Origin of the sequence: Lysinibacillus sp. NPDC086135 (genome assembly GCF_044746345.1) — a bacterium.
Lineage (GTDB): Bacteria > Bacillota > Bacilli > Bacillales_A > Planococcaceae > Lysinibacillus.
Genome location: NZ_JBIVCA010000022.1, coordinates 31,221 through 46,937, shown reverse-complemented (window position 1 = coordinate 46,937; position 15,717 = coordinate 31,221). Strand labels below are relative to the sequence as shown.

Annotated in this window: 15 protein-coding genes; 7 read left to right on the top strand and 8 right to left on the bottom strand. The window is 37.7% G+C overall.

The features are described from left to right. The first annotated feature begins 58 nt into the window (after positions 1–58). On the top strand, positions 59–790 hold the full coding sequence (chrR, locus tag ACIPKN_RS22575; RefSeq protein ID WP_400940407.1) for a class II chromate reductase ChrR: 732 nt from the start codon (positions 59–61) through the stop codon (positions 788–790). Positions 791–987: 197 nt separating this feature from the next. Continuing rightward, a complete protein-coding gene (locus ACIPKN_RS22570) occupies positions 988–1,413 on the top strand; it encodes a hypothetical protein (RefSeq protein ID WP_400940405.1) in 426 nt (141 codons plus the stop codon). A 67-nt stretch (positions 1,414–1,480) separates the two neighbouring features. Here ACIPKN_RS22570 and ACIPKN_RS22565 read toward each other — a convergent pair whose 3' ends face one another. Beyond that, positions 1,481–3,160 carry a hypothetical protein gene (locus ACIPKN_RS22565; protein WP_400940402.1) on the bottom strand — a complete coding sequence of 560 codons (1,680 nt, stop codon included), beginning with the start codon at positions 3,158–3,160 and terminating at the stop codon, positions 1,481–1,483. A 152-nt stretch (positions 3,161–3,312) separates the two neighbouring features. On the opposite strand from ACIPKN_RS22565, the gene ACIPKN_RS22560 reads away from it, so the two are divergent. The 3 genes from ACIPKN_RS22560 to ACIPKN_RS22550 all read left to right on the top strand — a co-directional run bounded on the left by ACIPKN_RS22560 (position 3,313) and on the right by ACIPKN_RS22550 (position 6,471). After that, the gene (locus tag ACIPKN_RS22560) at positions 3,313–3,963 is read left to right on the top strand and encodes a lysoplasmalogenase (protein WP_400940400.1); all 651 of its coding nucleotides are present in this window, start codon (positions 3,313–3,315) and stop codon (positions 3,961–3,963) included. 222 nt (positions 3,964–4,185) lie between these two features. Then, positions 4,186–5,415, top strand: coding sequence for a peptidase T (pepT, locus tag ACIPKN_RS22555; protein WP_400940397.1), 1,230 nt, complete (start codon positions 4,186–4,188; stop codon positions 5,413–5,415). Between the two features lie 90 nt (positions 5,416–5,505). Continuing rightward, positions 5,506–6,471 carry a DMT family transporter gene (locus ACIPKN_RS22550; protein ID WP_400940394.1) on the top strand — a complete coding sequence of 322 codons (966 nt, stop codon included), beginning with the start codon at positions 5,506–5,508 and terminating at the stop codon, positions 6,469–6,471. 62 nt (positions 6,472–6,533) lie between these two features. Here the strand turns inward: ACIPKN_RS22550 and ACIPKN_RS22545 are convergent, their stop codons facing one another. Continuing rightward, positions 6,534–7,022 (bottom strand): GNAT family N-acetyltransferase, encoded by a 489-nt coding sequence (locus ACIPKN_RS22545; RefSeq protein ID WP_400940392.1) that lies wholly within the window; start codon positions 7,020–7,022, stop codon positions 6,534–6,536. Between the two features lie 597 nt (positions 7,023–7,619). Beyond that, positions 7,620–8,030, bottom strand: a complete 411-nt coding sequence (locus tag ACIPKN_RS22540) for a DUF4395 domain-containing protein (protein WP_400940477.1) — start codon at positions 8,028–8,030, stop codon at positions 7,620–7,622. A gap of 138 nt (positions 8,031–8,168) precedes the next feature. Here ACIPKN_RS22540 and ACIPKN_RS22535 point away from each other — a divergent pair, with 138 nt between their 5' ends. Continuing rightward, entirely contained in the window at positions 8,169–8,876 is a 708-nt protein-coding gene (locus ACIPKN_RS22535; RefSeq protein WP_400940475.1) for a Fe-S oxidoreductase, read from the top strand. Positions 8,877–8,943: 67 nt separating this feature from the next. Here ACIPKN_RS22535 and ACIPKN_RS22530 read toward each other — a convergent pair whose 3' ends face one another. Next, positions 8,944–9,624 (bottom strand): GNAT family N-acetyltransferase, encoded by a 681-nt coding sequence (locus ACIPKN_RS22530; RefSeq protein WP_400940390.1) that lies wholly within the window; start codon positions 9,622–9,624, stop codon positions 8,944–8,946. A 12-nt stretch (positions 9,625–9,636) separates the two neighbouring features. Further along, complete coding sequence (locus ACIPKN_RS22525) at positions 9,637–10,749, bottom strand: mandelate racemase/muconate lactonizing enzyme family protein (RefSeq protein WP_400940388.1); 1,113 nt, start codon at positions 10,747–10,749, stop codon at positions 9,637–9,639. An 85-nt stretch (positions 10,750–10,834) separates the two neighbouring features. Between ACIPKN_RS22525 and ACIPKN_RS22520 the strand changes: the two genes are divergently transcribed. Further along, positions 10,835–12,073, top strand: a complete 1,239-nt coding sequence (locus ACIPKN_RS22520) for a hypothetical protein (RefSeq protein ID WP_400940386.1) — start codon at positions 10,835–10,837, stop codon at positions 12,071–12,073. A 107-nt stretch (positions 12,074–12,180) separates the two neighbouring features. Here the strand turns inward: ACIPKN_RS22520 and nhaC are convergent, their stop codons facing one another. The 3 genes from nhaC to ACIPKN_RS22505 form a co-directional block, all read right to left on the bottom strand. After that, positions 12,181–13,626 (bottom strand): Na+/H+ antiporter NhaC, encoded by a 1,446-nt coding sequence (nhaC, locus tag ACIPKN_RS22515; protein ID WP_400940383.1) that lies wholly within the window; start codon positions 13,624–13,626, stop codon positions 12,181–12,183. Between the two features lie 274 nt (positions 13,627–13,900). After that, positions 13,901–15,016 (bottom strand): amidohydrolase, encoded by a 1,116-nt coding sequence (locus ACIPKN_RS22510; RefSeq protein ID WP_400940381.1) that lies wholly within the window; start codon positions 15,014–15,016, stop codon positions 13,901–13,903. A 372-nt stretch (positions 15,017–15,388) separates the two neighbouring features. After that, positions 15,389–15,532, bottom strand: a complete 144-nt coding sequence (locus tag ACIPKN_RS22505; protein WP_400940379.1) for a hypothetical protein — start codon at positions 15,530–15,532, stop codon at positions 15,389–15,391. Positions 15,533–15,717 lie beyond the last annotated feature (185 nt).

Genomic DNA, 15,717 nt, shown 5'->3' with positions numbered 1-15,717 from the left:
ATTTTGAAGAAGAAGCGTGATATGCTCTTGTTATATAAAGGGGAAAAGGAGATTTTAAATGGTTAAAGAATTATTACAGAACCACTCCTCGGTTCGTATTTATGATGGAAATCCGATTTCAAAAGAAATTATAGAAGAATTAATTTCTACTGCACAAATGGCTGCTACTTCCCATTTCGTACAAGCTTATAGTGTAATTTGGGTAACAGATGCAGAGAAAAAAGAAAAATTAGGGTTGCTCTCTGGTAACCCTCGTCAATACGAAACTTCTGGCGGTGCCTTTGTCTTCTGTGTAGATTTCAAGCGTCTGCAATCAGCAGGTAAATTAGAAGGTGTAGATATTGTGGCTGATTCGGCAGAAAACGTACTTGTTGGAGTAGCTGATGTTTCATTATTCGCTCAAAACTTTGTCGTTGCTGCGGAATCAATGGGATATGGGATTTGTTACATTGGAGGCGTACGTAATAAACCTGAAGAAATAAGCGAATTATTCAATCTACCTGACTATGTTTTCCCACTTTTCGGCTTAACAATTGGGGTTCCTGCTCGTCGTAATGAAGTAAAACCTCGTTTACCGGTTGCAGCAGTATTACATGAAAATGAATACAATGCAGACAAATACGAGGAGCTTTTACCAGCTTACAACGACACAATGGAAACATACTATAATAATCGCTCATCCAATCGAAAAATTGATAACTGGACAAAGCAAATGGCTGATTTTTTAATTGAACAGCGCCGTCCTCACATTAATGAATTTTTAGCAAAAAAAGGTTTCAGTTGGAAATAATTTTGTCGGCAAACTGTGTGGAGTTACTATCGTATGATAGTAACTCCACTTTTCATTATCCGCTCCCTACACCTAGTATTTTTGTCCAAATGAATATGTTAAATTTAGGTATAAATTAAACAAAAAGACTCTTTCCTTTTCAAACAATTCCATTAATACTAATAGATGACCGCTATGTGAAAAGGAGTTATGTATAAATGTCCTATGTCAATAAACATCTTGCTCGTACATTAGAACAACAACATAAGCGAAGTGTAAGAGGTTTATTTTTAAAAATTCAAGACTTAAATAATGAGTGTACTTTATTAAGAAAACGACTTGAACCACATATCGACTTAGTTGTTTATAAAGATGCTATTAATTATGTGAATCAATTCGTTTCCCACACTACCATCCTCAACTTAAAATTTATTACAAATACACAAAATCTAGAGGTCGTGGTGTTACATGCACTTTTATTAGCACATATATTAGAAAACGAAGATTCTTATACTTTTGAATTTGAACATCATTTACTTCAAGGGTACATTCATGAAATATTTACGTTAAACGATCATGCGAAAGCACTTTTTACTAATCACCAGGAAAAGATGCTTCACTATATGGAATCTCAGCCAACATAAAAAGAGACGATCTTCGTAGCATAGTACTACTAGATCGTCTTTTTTCTTCATTCAAATTGATTTACTTCTATTGTAATCCTTTAATAATCAATGATCGAACTGGTAAGAACTGCTCTCCTGTATCACCGTATGTGAGAATGACATCATCACCTTCTTGCAAATAAATTGCAAGCGGTTCTGTTTCCGAGCTTACTAAATAGTTTTCACCGTTCTTTAGTAAAAACGATACAACTGTATAGTCACCGAGACGTTCCTTGTAAACACGAAGCACCTTTCCACTTGCATTTTTCTCTTCCGCATGTGAGCTTCCTTCGACTGTAGTTCCACCACGACTTAAGGCTGTTTTATATAATTTTAATGCCTCTTTAGGAGTCGTTGCATATACGGAAATTTCAGGATTTGCCGCAGATACGATGAAATAATTTTGTAAGAAACCATTTGAATCAAGTACCGCTGTTAGCCAGCTTGCTTCACCGTAAAAGTTATACAACACAGGCATTTCTCCAGACCATTTTTTCTCTATAAATTTCTTCTCGATAATTTGCAAGTTACCTTGTGAATCCATATAAGAAGCGTCTTGATTTCCAGTATAATAGGTTGCTTGACCTGTTCTTGCATTTGTTAAGGAATAGCCAAGCATTGAATCGACACCCTCTTTAGGGCTCGTAAAGTCTGTGAAATAATACATTTCGCCTTTCTCGTTAAAAATTGGGCTAACATTTTCCTCTGTTCCCTCATCAGAAGGCAGTTTTACATCTTTCTTACCAAACTTACTGTTCCAAAATCCATGTACATAATTACCGAAATAACTATTTTGTAAGCTTACCGTTTCTGGAGAAACCGCTCCATCAATAAATTCTGGGACATCCTCCAGCTTAATAACTTCTGATTTTCCTGTTAGCGCATCTACAAGCACAATCCCTTTTACATCGAAACCATTACGTGCAGAAATAAATTCACCATATGAACGAATGTAGTATGGTTTACCATCATCATCTATTTCAAGTTGTACATCTCCGCAAAAAACAAGGAATGGATGTTGTAAACGTATATGACGTTCTAAATTTGAATTTAAATAAGCAGACGGAACATACTTCATTTCCTGCTTAACAAATTTTGGATTATCTGCTGAATCCGTTGCACTCATCATAAAGTAACCAGGAGTCGAACCGCCGTTCATCCATTTAAATAACCCAGAGAACTCAACTGGTGCAATATAAACATACTCACCATTCACTTTTTGAATTTGTAAGCGCCCTAGCTCATAATAACTCGTATTCGGTACTTGTCCGAACGCTTTTTTCATCTTATTACGCGCAAATTTAGGGGGAACACTAGCTGGTGTTTGTGTTTCATCGAATGGTTTTATTTCAACCTCTTCCTTCATTTCAGCTGATTTGAATTTTTCATTAGCATTCCATAAAGGAGCTGATAATACATACACTGCAACACCTAAACTAGCTAAAAATAAAACACCCTTTATTTTTCTTTCTATACCACCTGCAAGAAGCGCGCCGCCTAATGTTAATAAAATAATAGCGGGCCAAAAAGCAAGCCAGTTTACATCCATTTTTGTCACATATACTGTTATACCAGTAGCTAAAAACCCTAGTACAAATACACCGATAAAGAAGTATCCAATGACCTTTTTAGATCCGCCATCTTCTCGTTTTTTTGTTATAAGCGGTGTTAATAAAACACTCGCGATTAGCCCAATGACTGCCGAAGCTATTAATAGCTTAGTCATTTTGTTCACCCTCTCTAACCTTACTGTCCACTTATTTACGACTACATACCAAAAAAGTTTCATACATAAGATGAATGGGTACCCTCTTTCACAAAAGAATAAAGGAAATTGTTACATAGATAAAGAATTTCAAAGAAAAGGAGATGAGAAATTTGTCTAAAAAAATTTTAATAGCATTTATTATTTTGTTCGGTCTTTATTATGTTTTCTTCCTGTCCCATATTGCAGAAAGCTTGATACTTATCTTTAAAGTTATTCCAATGCTTTTAATCATTATCTTAGCTGCTGCATCAAAAAATTTAGGCATTAAAAAGTATCAACTACTGATTGTCATCGGACTTGTGTTTTGTATGGTCGGCGATTATACGCTACAGTGGTTTCTAATTGGGCTAACAAGCTTCTTAATCGGGCATATTTTTTATATCCTGGCCTTTTCTCCTACTAATGAACGACAAGTACCGGCTTGGGCGAAGATTGTCTTACTCGTTTACGGAGCAAGTATGGCTGTGTGGATTGCAGGTACAGTATTTTCGTCAGGAGAAGTCGTGCTTGGTATCGCTGTAATTGCCTATATTTTCGTCATATTAACGATGGGTTGGACTGCCATTCGAACTGGTTCTACATTTGCAACGATTGGCGCTCTGCTCTTTATTTCATCAGATTCCTATTTAGCTATTAATAAATTTGTTATGCCTTTACCATGTTCACATGAGATTATTATGTTGACATATTACAGTGCCCAAATTCTAATTGCCTTAAGCATTTCTCAATATTCCGAAATCCGAAGTAAAGTGTTACAATAATATCAATTATGACTCGGCATAATTATGTCCGGAGGCTTTAGGCCAACACGATGTTGGTCAATCAGTCGTGTGTTGGTGGTGTTGGTGGTGTTGCTGTCCCTTCGCTTTCGCACAGTTAAATTGCCACAGGTCGTGGCGGTCTTAGACTGAGTTCCTCTATTTCAGTGGATGTTTGCGCGCCCGCTGAAAGAAATTAAACATACACATTAGGAGGCCATACTTATGAAAGAACAAGTAATCGAGCGTTTAATTCGTTATGCAAAAATTGATACACAATCTGATTTCACAAGCGAAACAACTCCTTCAACACAAAAACAATTTGACTTATTGCATGTACTAAAAGATGAACTTGCTGCAATAGGCTTAACTGACATTACACTAGATGCAAATGGTTATTTATTTGCAACACTCGAAGCAAATACAGATAAAAAAGTGCCTACTATTGGCTTTTTAGCACATGTGGACACTACTACAGATTTTACTGGCACAAACGTTAAACCACAGCGCATTGACAACTATGATGGTGGAGCGATCCAGCTCAATGAAAATCTAGCGATGTCGCCAACTGATTTCCCTGAGCTTAAAAATTATGTAGGTCAAACGTTAATTACAACGGATGGTACTACATTATTAGGTGCTGACGATAAAGCTGGTATCGCAGAAATTATGACGGCTATGGAATACCTAGTAAATAATCCTTCCATTAAACATGGTAAATTGCGTGTAGCGTTTACACCTGACGAAGAAATTGGCCGCGGTCCTCATAAATTCGATGTGGCTGCATTTGGAGCCGACTATGCTTATACTATGGATGGCGGACCACTTGGCGAGCTACAATACGAAAGCTTTAATGCTGCAGGCGTAAAGGTTGTGACAAAAGGTACGAGTGTACACCCTGGTTCTGCGAAAAATAAAATGGTCAATGCGATCACAATGGCGATCGCTTTCCAAAATGAAATGCCTACTGATGAAGTACCGGAAAAAACGGATGGTTATGAAGGCTTTATTCACTTAATGGGCTTTAACGGTGCGATCGAGCATACTGAGCTCTCATATATCGTCCGTGATCATGACCGTCAAAAGTTCGAAGCCAAAAAACAATTAATGCTTGATGCTGTGGCGAAAATTAGAGCCCAATATGGCGAGGATGCTTTAAGCATTACAATGGAAGATCAATACTATAATATGGGCGAAAAAATTGAGCCTGTAAAAGAAATCGTTGACATTGCACGCGCAGCGATGGAAAAGTTAGATATTACGCCAATTACATTACCAATCCGTGGCGGTACTGATGGTTCACAGCTTTCTTACATGGGCTTACCAACACCAAACATTTTTGCGGGTGGCGAAAATATGCACGGTAAATTCGAATATGTATCTGGAGAAACGATGGAGAAAGCTACACAAGTGATTATCGAAATCGTACAGCTCTATGAACAACAAGGAAAATAATTATGAAGAAGGGTCTACCCCTTCTTCATAATTTTAAAAAAATCAATAACTGAATTTTCAAATTATACAAAGGGTTTTGAGGTGATTTTAATGAAAGAAATTGCATTAGGCATTTTAGCCTCACTTTTTTTTGCTGTTACATTTATATTAAATCATGCAATGGAAATGCAAGGTGGTAGCTGGCTTTGGAGTGCATCTTTGCGTTATTTCTTCATGCTTCCGTTTTTACTTGTGATCGTCTTCTATCGAAAAGGTTTTTCCAAACTATCAGGTGAAATGAAAGCACAGCCTGTCGCTTGGCTACTTTGGAGCTTTATTGGATTCGTATTGTTCTATGCACCATTGACATTTGCAGCAGCATTCGGTCCAGGTTGGCTCGTTTCTGGAACATGGCAATTGACAATTGTCGCTGGCGTATTACTAGCTCCCCTATTTGTTTCAATAGTAGCTGAGAAAACAGTACGTCAAAAAATACCGCTTATTTCATTACTTATTTCATGTGTCATTTTAGTTGGCATTTTACTTATCCAACTACCACAAGCACAATCTGTTCCGTTTAAAAGTTTAATGCTTGGTATTTCACCTGTTGTCATCGCTGCATTTGCCTACCCTCTTGGTAATCGCAAAATGATGGAAATCTGTGGCGGACGCATCGATACATATCAACGAGTTCTCGGCATGACCATCGCCTCGATGCCTGCATGGATTATTCTAGCTATCTATGCATTAGCAACGGTCGGGCTACCTTCCATCAACCAAGTGATGCAATCGTTGCTTGTTGGTATAAGCTCTGGTGTCATCGCCACAACATTATTTTTCATTGCAACAGACCGTGTTCGCGATCACCAAGGCAAGCTTGCAGCAGTCGAAGCAACACAATCCACAGAAATACTCTTTGTCATAATTGGTGAAGTATTATTGCTCGGCATTGCATTCCCAAATCCAATTGCACTCGCAGGCTTAGGTGTCATCATTGTTGGCATGCTGCTACATAGCTATTATACGATGATACTAGGAAAAAAAAGCGCTGTTCATAGCAGCAGCCCTACTCAGTAATATGAAAAATGTACATTACTTAATTTACTTTTAGTATTGTACATTTTTTATTCTAGAGAGCACTATAATTTGTAAATCATTGTTTTAGATGTCCCCACTACTTCATAATCTTTAAAACCTAGTTTTTGATATATATTAATGGCCGTGTCATTTTCGAGGTCTACACTAAGTGAAATGGTATTGTATCCTTCATCCTTTGCTTGTTGAATTATTTTATGCATCAGTAAAGTCCCCACCCTTCTTCCTCTTACTTCTTTTGAAACAGCCATTCCTATTTCAGGCGTGTTGCCATCAATATAACCATAGCCTTTATTATTATCGCCAAACAATCTGTACCAGACTGCTCCAACAGTTTGATTTTCTGAGTCAAAGGCAATCAACACTTTATCTCCCTTTCTCCCCCAACCTTCATGATATTTTCTTATGCCAGGCGAGTTTAGTAAAACTTCTTTTGATGGTTTATTCTCAGGAATATGAATAGATTCATATAACATATCTAGAAAGAACTCAAACTCTTTTTCATTACCTTCGAAGTTTCTAATAGAAAACATAAATAAACACTCCTTCTCATTAAGGTATATTATATATTAAATTGTAATTTTTGGTATAATCATTTAAGATTACATATTTGCTTGGAGGCTGGGCGACTTCTCAGGGATCAGCGTCACAGATGAGACCCTGGAGCGAGCAACGCGAGTGAAGCGGCCCATCGGACGCCCCTAGGAAGCTTTGCCCTGTGCGAAAGCGAAGCGGCAGCAACAAATGTCTTCTGTAGCGAAAGCGAAGCGGCAGCTACAAAGCGCCCAGCCGGAACGGACATCAACGACACGTTGTGATAAGGATTTCATTTTTATCGGAACGCTTTGAAGATTTATCGCAACATATTCTCATTTTATCGGAACAATTGCAGTTTCAATCAAAAAAAGACGACTCAATCACAATGGAGTGAGTCGTCTAGAGATTTTACGTTCCCAAAAAATGAGGGGGGTTTTAGGAGCGTTTTCATGAACTAGCAAACTTCTGGAGAAAAGTAGCTAAAGTTCATCCTCTCTACACTGTATTGTAGAGGAGGAATAATCTTTATACGATAATGATAATCATTATCAATTACAAAGTCAACATTAATCTGAAAATTTTTTAAGTTTTTTTTATGCCTTCTTCAGCGAGCGACGATATTGCCATTGCTTTAGCTGAAAATGAAAGAAACAACCTATACAAAAGCCTGCAATTGCTATCGATGAAGCTATAGCAACCATTCCCGTAAAGAGATAGCCAACCACCTGCCATTTAAGCAAGTAACCTAAAATTCCTCCTGCTAAACAAAAGCTAGCAATACTTGAATTAAATTTTTGCTGCTGCGCATCCTCTGGTAAATATGTAGATAGCGTATTTTTTAGACACAGCTTCCCTACCCGAATAATAGGATTGTAATTGCATAAAACACCAAGTAAATTTGCTACTAAAGGAATTGCTAAAATCCAAGCGACCCCCGTTACCCACGTTAGAATGACACTTAACAAAATCGTCCATTGATTGAGTCGAACGAGAGGCCTTGGAATTGCATTGAGGCTGTGACATTTTAAAACCAACTTTCCGAATATGTTTAATGCATTTTACTATATTGCATACCATTTGTGAAGCAAAAATGATTAATTTATAATTGAAGTAGCAGAAGAATGAAAGAAAAGGTGATGACAATGCCAGCATTAACGATGGATCAAGTTCGACAATTGAATTCCTATAGCATTTATACAACAGAACCAAAGCGGACAATATTTACATTAGCTGATATACATAAGGACTTTTACCATCCTGACTTTTTAAACCTGATGATGGGAATTACGGAGGCAGCAACGGAAACAGCCGCTATTTCACACTTTGCACGCCGCTACGGTATGTTTTTCGCTATGCAACTTTACATGCTTGCTGCCTATGACGAGGTATGGAATGGAAAACCTATCGAGCTTCGCTTTGATGCAGCAAAAGAATTCGACAGTTTTACAGTCGCAATGTTTGTTAACCCTAACGATTGGCGCTATGTCGAGGAGGAAGAACGTCAAACCGTTATTGAGAAGATTCTATATGATGGGCATGTTATCGTTCAACAGCTCCGTAAAGTAACATCTATTTCCCCTCTTACTATTTGGGAGAATTTCTTTGGATATCTACTTTGGCACTATCATGTATTGCTTTCTAATCCTAGTCTAGCTGATCAAGCGATGGAGGATATTGAAGCTTTAGAGGACCCTAAAACATGGGCTCGCTTCTCCAACAAATCTTGGTGGGCACAATATACAGGAGGTCAAAGCCCCACTAATTTAGTGAACGTTCCCGTACGGAAATCATGCTGTTTTTCTAAAGATATACCTGGTTTAATGGCTTGTGGCTTTTGCCCGATGAAATAAGAATCTCCTAAACAAAAAAGCCTTACCTCTTACAATAAGTAAAAGGTAAGGCTTTTTTTGCTGGTATTTATTTTTCATAAACGACGAACCAATTATTTTGATCCTCATACATAGAAGTACCTATATAACCCTGTTTCAAAAGCTGTTGCTGACCAACTGTATCATCCATTGAAATCGTCTTCTTTTCTGTAAAGGTGGATAGCTCTTGACGCAAGTCTTTATAGAAAATGTATCGTAGCTTATCTACATACTTAATCTTTAATCCCTTTACGACTAGCCCTTGAAAAAATTTATCTTTCAAGCTAGGGATATTATATGGCTTTACTGTTGAGCATACATAATCATATTTTTCTAAATCGATATGGCCCATGACAACTTGGGCTAATGTTTTTTGTAATCCATAGCCACGATATGTTGGTGAGACATTCGATATTTCTTGATATAAAACTTTATGAAATTCATCCTCGGCAATCCCACAATCATAGCCAAGGTGTTCGCCATCAACAGGTGGATTTAATAATGCACGAAAGGCAATTAACTCATCTCCTACGTAAGCACCTATCATCATGCCATTGCCGCTTAAAATATAGTCAAATTCCTCAGTGCTTAATGGTTGTAAAACACTTTGGTCCGCTAATGATTGATAAACCACAAGCTGTAAGTTTTCAATCTCTTGCAAATGCCAAAGATTTAATGTTGTCACAAAAAACGGCGTTTCTCCAAGCATGCCTTCGTAAATTTTTTCCATTCCGCCGCCTCCTTAGGCTGTTACAATTGTTGAGAACTTACATAATTCTTTAAGGATTTCTTCATCTACGTCTACACCTAATCCTGGTTTTTCATTTAAACAAATAAATGGCACATCATAGTGTAAGTTTCCAACATCCTTAGAAAATTTTAATGGACCTGTTAATTCTACACTTGTCATTATTTTTTTAGAGAATGCTACATGGAAACCGGCTGCTGAACCAACCGATGATTCTACCATTGAACCGATTTGACATTCAATGCCTGCCATTTCAGCCATCACCGCTAGTTTCATAGCAGGATAAATTCCACCGCACTTCATTAATTTAATATTGACTTTATCTGCTGCACGCTTTGCAATAATTTCACGCATTTCACGTACACCGTGAAGCCCTTCATCAATCATTAATGGTACATCTGTTTTCAACTTCACTTCTACCATACCATCAATATCTTCACTATCTACTGGCTGCTCTAACCAATCGATATTTAGATCCTTTAATGCACGTAAACCTTGTAAAGTAGTTGACGCATTGCCCCATCCTTGGTTTACATCTACTCGAATGGCGATGTCTTCACCAATACGTTCACGCACCGCTTTAATACGAGCAACATCACGGGCTACCTCTGTTCCTACCTTCATTTTAAATGATCGATAGCCCATCTCTACACGGTTAACCGCCTCTTCTGCCATTGCCTCAGGTGTTCCAATGCTCAGTACATGTGTAATCGGGAATTTCTCATGATAACGCCCACCTAGTAGTTGATACACCGGAACTTGTAACGCTTTCCCTGCAATATCGAAACAAGCAATGTCAATCGCTGCTTTCGCTGCTGGTACATCCTTCACAACTTTATTCAATTTATCGTGAAGCTTTTCAAAGGCCATTGGATTTTCTCCAATGATTGCAGGAGCAAGCTGGTTCTTTAATACAGCATATGTGCTCTCCCACGTCTCCCCTGTTACGTGCTCATCTGGTACAGCTTCACCGTAGCCCACAATTCCTGTGTCTGTCGTCACCTTCAAAATAATAGAAGGCATTGTATCATATGTAGCATAACTGATGATAAATGGATCAATAAGTGGTAAATGAATTGCAAAAATCTCTACTTGTTGGATTTTCATTTTTATCACTCTCCTGTATAATATAATTGTCGCTAATACGTCGCTAATTGTTGAAAAAATATAGAATAGAAAAGGAACGTTGCCTATGTCTACTAAAATAGCGGTTATCTGCTCTAAAGCATTTATGAAGCGTATAAACAGTATCGCACAAAACATAGAAAATATTCAAATAGATTTTTATCTTTACAAGCAACCTACAGAGGCACCCGTTTTGTTAAAGGAAATGAAGCCCTGTGATGCACTCTTATTTGGAGGAACGCTACCCTATTTACATGCCCAATCTGCTCTGTCAGAACTGCCAATACCTTGGAATTATATAAAACAAGATGAGACGGCAATTTCTACAACTTTATTATCGCTTATAGCCAATCATGCAGTACCTTTGAATAGAATTTCCATTGATGTTATGAATCCAGCTATTGTAGAAAATGTTCTAACAGAAATAGAGTATTATGGTTCAAAACCATATATCCAACCTATTTCTATCACGAAACCCACCCACTCTATATTGCAGCATCATATAGCTTTATGGGAGGCTAACAGCATTGATTTTGTCATAACAAGTATCCATAGTGTGTTCGATGAATTACAAGCTCTTCAAATACCTGCAATGCGCATGTTAGATGCAACTAACTCCATTGTACAATGCTTAGAGGAAACGAAATCCCAATCACTTCTTATAAAATCCGAATCTGTCAAAGCTGTTGTTGGACTATTAGAAGCTCTTGAAAATAAACCTATAGAACATGATATGTTAACGCACATCGCCGCTACTACACATGCAACTTATAAAGAAATTTCACCTTACTCTTTTGAGCTATATACGACAGCTGGGCATTTGCAAAAGGCACTCGAAAAAGAGACCTTACAGAACTTATTACATCAAACCGAGCCATTTAAACTAGCTTTTGGTTATGGTCATTCAATTTTTGAAGCTAACCAAAATGCTAAGAATGCTTTAACATTTGCTAAACCTTGTGAAATTTATATACTAGATGAACATAAAAATTTGCTAGGTCCATTTCCAAAATCGGAAGTAAAACTTTCTTTAAAAACAGATGATCCTTACGTTTTACAAATGGCAAAGCAAACAAGCTTAAGTCCATTAAATATATCCAAGATCATTCATTTTAGCCGAGAGCGACAATCAGCGCAATTTACATCCCATAATCTTTCTGAATACTTACAAGTTACACGTCGCACAACAGAGCGCATTATTAAAAAATTAGTGGATAACGGTTATGCAAAAGTTGTTGGTGAAGAAATGACACACCAACAAGGTCGCCCACGCACAATATATGAATTGAACTTTGCAACCTATTAAGAGCAATGATGCCGAGGCATAATTACGTCCCGCTGAAAGAAATTAACTAAAAAGCTCTCGCAGATGCCTTTGCATCCGCGAGACTTTAGTTAACTATCCGAAGAGAATTAGTCGGCCATGACCATATCAGCATCATTTAGTTCTTCCTCTTTTTTGCGCTTCTCTGCTGCTTCCATTTCTTCCGGTGTCAGCTTAACAATCGCAAATCCGATATAGGCATAAAAAATAGAAATAATAGGTACAAGTAAATTAATAATTGCATATGGTGCATATTCCATGGCACCTACACCTAACGTTGCTAAAATAAAGACTCCACAAGTATTCCATGGGAAAAATACAGAAGTTAGTGTTCCCCCATCTTCTAACGCACGAGATAAGTTTTTCGAATGCAAGCCACGCTCTCTATACACATTCGCAAACATACGTGACGGAACAACAATTGAAATATACTGCTCAGAACATGTAGCATTTGTTGTAATACATGCAGCAATCGTTGAAGCAACTAAGCTTCCTGTTGATTTAGCAAATTTCATAATGACATTCATAAGAGCTTTTAACATGCCGGAATATTCTAACACCCCACCGAATGTCATAGCCACAATTGTCATTGAAACCGTATTCATCATCGAATCTAAGCCACCACGGTTAAATAGATTGTCCACCATGTCATTGCCAGTTGCAATCACAAACCCTTCTTGTAAAGCATGTACGGCCATTGTAGGTGTGCCGCCTTGTACGAAGATTTGTAGTAAGAATCCTGAGATTATTCCGATAATTAAAGCTGGAATTGCAGGTACTTTTTTCGCTACCAATACAATTACACCAACTGGTACAAGCAATAACCAAGGAGAAATAACAAAGCTTTCCTCCATTACTTTTAATGTTGTTAAAATGCTTTCGGATTTCATTGAGATATCTGCGAAACTTCTTCCCATGATTCCAAATACAACAATCGCAATGACTAGAGCTGGAATTGTTGTATAAAGCATGTGTTTAATATGATCAAATAAGTCGGTACCTGTTAAACCTGCTGCGAGGTTAGTAGTATCCGACAACGGTGACATCTTATCACCAAAGTACGAGCCTGAAATAACAGCTCCAGCAATCATTGCTGCAGGGATTCCCATACTTAAACCAATACCCATACCAGCAACACCAATTGTCGCCATCGTCGACCATGAGCTACCAATCGCCAGTGAAACAATTGCACATAACAGCATGATTGTTACTAAAAACCAAGCTGGAGAAATTAATTTTAAGCCAAAATAAATCATTGTTGCGACAACACCGCCGCCAATCCATGCGCCAATTGTCAAACCTACTAAAATAATAATAACAATGGCTGGTAAAGCTAGACGTATCCCCTTATACATCATTTCCTCAATTTCTATCCACTTAAATCCATGCATTTTAGCGACAATGGCTGCTACAGTTGTTCCAATAATAAGTGGTACGTGAGGACTTTGCTTTAACACAACTACTGTAACTAGCATAGCTATAATCATTATTGCAAAAGTCAGAAGTGCCCAACCCGCATTAATCTCTTTTTTCATGAATCCATCCCCTTTTTTGCACTAATTGTTAATCTTGGTTGTTAAAGACGCAAATAATTTTTACGCTTTTTTAGCGTAATATTCAAAAAATTAAAAGTCAACGCAAAAATTTTATGCTTATCTAGCAATTTCGACTATTTTAGCGCATAAAAACGCTTTCAAATAGCCATTAGAGACAATGCAAAATATTCATACATTTCTACAAAAAAAGAAAAGAAAAAGGAAATATATCAAAAGAATTTTGCACTTTTGATATAGCTCCCTCTCGCTATCGTTATTCATATTCAGGTTTTTTTTCTAGCACACAAGCAAGTACCTTTGCAGCATCAATTAGTGCATTTCGTTCAAAAGTCATTTTTGGATGATGTAATCCTGGAGTTAAGTCGGCACCAATCCCAATCATTGTTGCTTTTAATTCAGGTTTTTTAACTGTGTAAAAATGGAAATCGTCACTTCCAGGCGTTGTTATTTCCCCAGCTAGATGCGTTTTTCCAAGCGTTTCAATAATTGCGTCTTTAGCCATACGTGCAGCAACTGAAGAAACCTCTGCGCCAGGTGTGAAATCTAACCATTCCCACTCCATATCAATCTCAAACTGCTGCTTGATTGATATTAAGCCAAACTCAATACGACTACGAAGCAATTCTAGTTGGTTATTACGTTGCGCGCGAATATCCATAGAGAAGCTCGCAGTACCTGGAATAATATTCGTACTACCACCATCTGCAACAATCTTCGTTAACTTTGCCGAATGAGGCTCGAAAGGTGATAAATGTATGCTATTGAGCATTTGTTGTACGGCCATAATAACATCGATTGCATTTTTACCTTGATGAGGTCTAGCACCATGGGCATCAGTACCTCGTATTGTTCCTTCTAAAAAATATGCCGCACCATGATGGATAGCAGGTGACACCTTGCCAAGTGGTAGCTCTTCAATTGGTCTTAAATGAACACCAAACAAATGCGATACGCCTTCAACTGCTCCGCGTTCAAAGGCTGCACAAGCTCCATTCCCAAGTTCTTCAGCAGGCTGGAAAATAAAACGAACGCGATGTTGCAATGGTCGACCTTTCAGCAGTAATAAAGCACCAAGCACCATTGTGATATTTGCATCATGCCCACACGAATGGTTCGCTTGCCATTTCCCATCCACTTCTTGCCACAAAGCATCTATATCTGCACGTACAGCAACAATTCCATCACCTGTACCAATTTCCGCAATTAGCCCTGGAACATCCCCTAACAACCGATAGGATACGTTTAACTCATCTAAAATCGACGCTATTTTTTTAGTAGTTTCAAATTCCTTCCAACTCACTTCGGGGTATTTATGAAAATGATCAAACCATTGATAAATTTTCTCTTCTAACATTACAGCATTTGACATAACTACACCTCTATACGCATTTTTGTTTCCCATTATACAGCAAACTATTTCGTAAAAAAAAGAGGCCAATGACCATAACGTGTGGGTTGATTTCCGTTCCAACTGGGCGCTTTCCTGAGAGCGTTCGGTGAGCCACTTCGCTTCGCTGCACGTCTCGGGCCAACACGATGTTGGTCGAAGGCATTATCACAGGACGTGATGGCTTTAGCCTTCGTTCCTCTATTGCCGATTTCCAAGGAATCGCCCAATCGGAACGAAGGTCAACTTTTATATGGCATACATTTTAATAAAAATCACTTTCAATTTTCGAAAAAAAACGAAGGACCGTGTTAAAGGTTATTTCTACCTTTAGCACAGTCCTTCAAATATTTATTATAAACTTGTAAAAAAACCTTCTGGATATTCATCATAATGCACCATCGATAGTTGCTCCTCATTTTTTTCCTCTTCCATATTAAGCTCCAGTTCCTGATCCATTAGATATGTTTCAAATTTTGAGTCAAACAAATTTTTCATTTAATCATCCCTCCTTTTATTTAATTGAATTTTCTGATAAAAGAATTATACAATGACCTTTGTAAAAAAACAATAAACGATGCTCCTTATGCATAAAAAGAATAAAACCCATCTACTTTTTAGATTGAAATTCGGAGTTAATCAGAAAAAGAGATGTATCATTTCGATACATCTCCCTTCATGGT